This window comes from Nocardia sp. NPDC058666, assembly GCF_042714895.1.
GTDB lineage: Bacteria > Actinomycetota > Actinomycetes > Mycobacteriales > Mycobacteriaceae > Nocardia.
Map to the genome: position 1 here is coordinate 87101 of NZ_JBHXRY010000001.1, position 2454 is coordinate 89554.

General features: G+C 68.1%; 3 protein-coding genes. 2 read left to right on the top strand and 1 reads right to left on the bottom strand.

Annotated features, from left to right (window positions below; all coding sequences use genetic code 11):
- The first annotated feature begins 30 nt into the window (after positions 1-30).
- Positions 31-456 (top strand): PPOX class F420-dependent oxidoreductase, encoded by a 426-nt coding sequence (locus tag ACFWVD_RS00375; RefSeq protein ID WP_379239734.1) that lies wholly within the window; start codon positions 31-33, stop codon positions 454-456.
- Here the strand turns inward: ACFWVD_RS00375 and ACFWVD_RS00380 are convergent.
- Positions 453-1130: a DUF3105 domain-containing protein gene (locus ACFWVD_RS00380; protein WP_379239735.1), complete on the bottom strand. Its 678-nt coding sequence runs from the start codon at positions 1128-1130 to the stop codon at positions 453-455. The two genes, ACFWVD_RS00375 and ACFWVD_RS00380, sit on opposite strands and share 4 nt — an antisense overlap.
- A gap of 149 nt (positions 1131-1279) precedes the next feature.
- Between ACFWVD_RS00380 and cobM the strand changes: the two genes are divergently transcribed.
- Entirely contained in the window at positions 1280-2032 is a 753-nt protein-coding gene (gene cobM / locus ACFWVD_RS00385; protein WP_379239736.1) for a precorrin-4 C(11)-methyltransferase, read from the top strand.
- The last annotated feature ends 422 nt before the right edge of the window (positions 2033-2454 follow it).

Sequence of the window (2454 nt, forward strand, 5' to 3'; positions counted from 1 at the left end):
GGTGTCGTCTCGTTGACTTACCCTGAGCAGATGGCTTCCCTGTCGGATCCTCAGGTGCGTGAGTTTCTCTCCCACGGAACGCGAACGGGCAAGGTGGCGTTCGATGCCGCTGATGGGCGTCCGTTGGTGACGCCGGTGTGGTTCATCGTCGAAGGCGATGAGTTGGTTTTCAATACGGGCAAGGACACGGCGAAGGGGCGGGCGTTCGCGCGGGATCCTCGGGTGGCGTTGTGTGTGGATCTCGAGCAGCCACCGTATGCGTTGGTCGAGGTGCAGGGGACGGTGACGTTGTCCGAGGACCTCGATGAGTTGGTGCGCACCGCTACCGCGATCGCCGCGCGGTATATGGGGCCCGAGAAGGCGGCGGAGTTCGGGAAGCGCAATGGGGTGCCCGGTGAACTCGTGGTTCGGGTGCGGCCGACGAAGGTCATCGCGCATTTCAATATGACGGGTTAGCCGGTCATCGGGACGGCGTCGGGGCCAGGGGGAGTCGGGTCGTACGGCGGGGGATTGTTGCGGTCGAACAGGGGCGACGAGCAGGTCGCGCCGACTTCCGGTGTGGTGTAAGGGTTTTCGCGCAGAGCGACGATGAACTGGTCGATGCGTTCGTCGTCGGCGGAGGTCAGGGGCAGTTGGTGTCCCCAGGATTGCAGCGAGATCGGGTGGTCCATGCCGGGGATGGGTGACATCAGGGTGTACTGGCGGTCGGTCACCCGCGCGCGCAACAGCGCCTGATCCGCCGCACTCACCTTCGCCGGGTCGTAGGCGATCCAGACGGCGCCGTGTTCCAGGGCGTGCACGGCGTTCTCGGTGCGCAGTGCCTGCGCGTAGACCACGCCGGTGCAGGCCGCCCATTGCGCGTCGTGGGGTCCGCCCACCGGGGGGATCGACGGGTAGGCCACGCGTTGGGTGGGCCGCACGTGCGGCTGGCCCGGTGCGATCTCGGTGACGACGATGCCGGGGATCTGCAGGGACGGGTCCTGGTTCTCGGGGGCGGGCGCGTAACTGTCCCCCGACGCGGTGGCCTTGCCCTCGACGGTGGCCATCGAGCACCCCGCTGTCAGCGCGACGACCGCGACCGCCGCGGCACCGATCCCACGGACGAAGCCGCTCCTGCTCGAATCCTGCATCCCAGACCCCTTCGTCAGCACTGTCCGACACAGAACCTACTGGCTGCGCAACGGCGAGACCTACCGGCCGTGTCCCGCGAAGTCGCCCTCACCACGTCCCGGTCCGCGGGATTGCCGGACGGCCCCGCGAATTCCCTACACTCCTCCCCATGACGGTGCATTTCATCGGCGCGGGCCCCGGCGCGGCCGACCTGCTCACGGTGCGCGCGGTGAACCTGCTGCGCAACAGCCCGGTCTGCCTCTACGCGGGCACCTACCTCGACCCCGAGGTGCTGGCCCACTGCGCCCCCGGCACCGAACTGATCGACACCCAGCACCTGAACCTGGACCAGATCATCGACCATCTGGTGCGCGCACACGAGGCGGGTCGGGGCGTGGCGCGGCTGTGCTCGGGCGACCCGTCGATCTATTCGGCGCTGACCGAGCAGACGCGTCGACTGGATGCCCGTGGGGTCCCGTGGGACATCACCCCGGGCGTGCCCGCCTACGCGGCCGCAGCGGCGGCACTGGGCACCGAACTGACCGTCCCCGAAGTCGTCCAGTCCGTCGTTCTCACCCGAACGCAAGCCCGCTCCACCGCGATGCCGCAGGGCGAGGCCCTCGCGAACTTCGCCGCCACCGGCGCGACCCTGGTCCTGCACCTCGCGATCACCCGGATCAGGACACTCGCGCAGGAACTGATCACCGAGTACGGCGCCGACTGCCCGGTGGCCGTGGTCTACCGCGCCAGCCAACCCGAGCAGCTCGTGCTGCGCGGCACCCTGACCGACATCGCCGATCAGGTCGAAGCCGCGGGCCTGCGGCAAGCCGCGGTGATCCTGGTCGGCCGGGCGCTGTCGGCATCGATCGACTGCGCGCAGTCGCACCTCTACGACCCCGCTCGCGTCCGCGCTGATCAGTAGTTCGACGACGGCCGATCGCAAGCAGACCGGTCGGTGTGATCCATCCCTCAGTTCCCGCGTCGCGCATCGGTTCCGGCGACGATGTGAGACCGCGGACAAGCGTCAGCAAACGCTGGTCGACGGGCTCACCTGGGCCGATGTCGGCCAGCTATGGACGTGGTTGGTTGCCGGGGGAGCGCACCGGTAGATTGGTGCGATGGTTTGCCACGTGCGGACCGGCGCTGGCGGTGAGGATGATCGCGGACATGGTCTCGGCTGTGTAACGAGATGGCCCTGACCGGCAGATAGTGCCAATGGACATTTTGCCTGATTGATTCGAGAACTGAACCCGAGACGCGGGCGCCACGCTGGAGATGGTGGGCGCCCGCGTTCCGGTGTCGTCGGGGAGCGCCTGACCGGGCGTTCCGGAAACGAGGTTTGGG

What these genes read in the sequence shown, in the direction of transcription:
- ACFWVD_RS00375 (WP_379239734.1), top strand. Translation starts at nt 31, where the DNA reads ATGGCTTCCCTGTCGGATCCTCAGGTGCGTGAGTTTCTCTCCCACGGA.
- ACFWVD_RS00380 (WP_379239735.1), bottom strand. Translation starts at nt 1,130, where the DNA reads ATGCAGGATTCGAGCAGGAGCGGCTTCGTCCGTGGGATCGGTGCCGCG.
- cobM (WP_379239736.1), top strand. Translation starts at nt 1,280, where the DNA reads ATGACGGTGCATTTCATCGGCGCGGGCCCCGGCGCGGCCGACCTGCTC.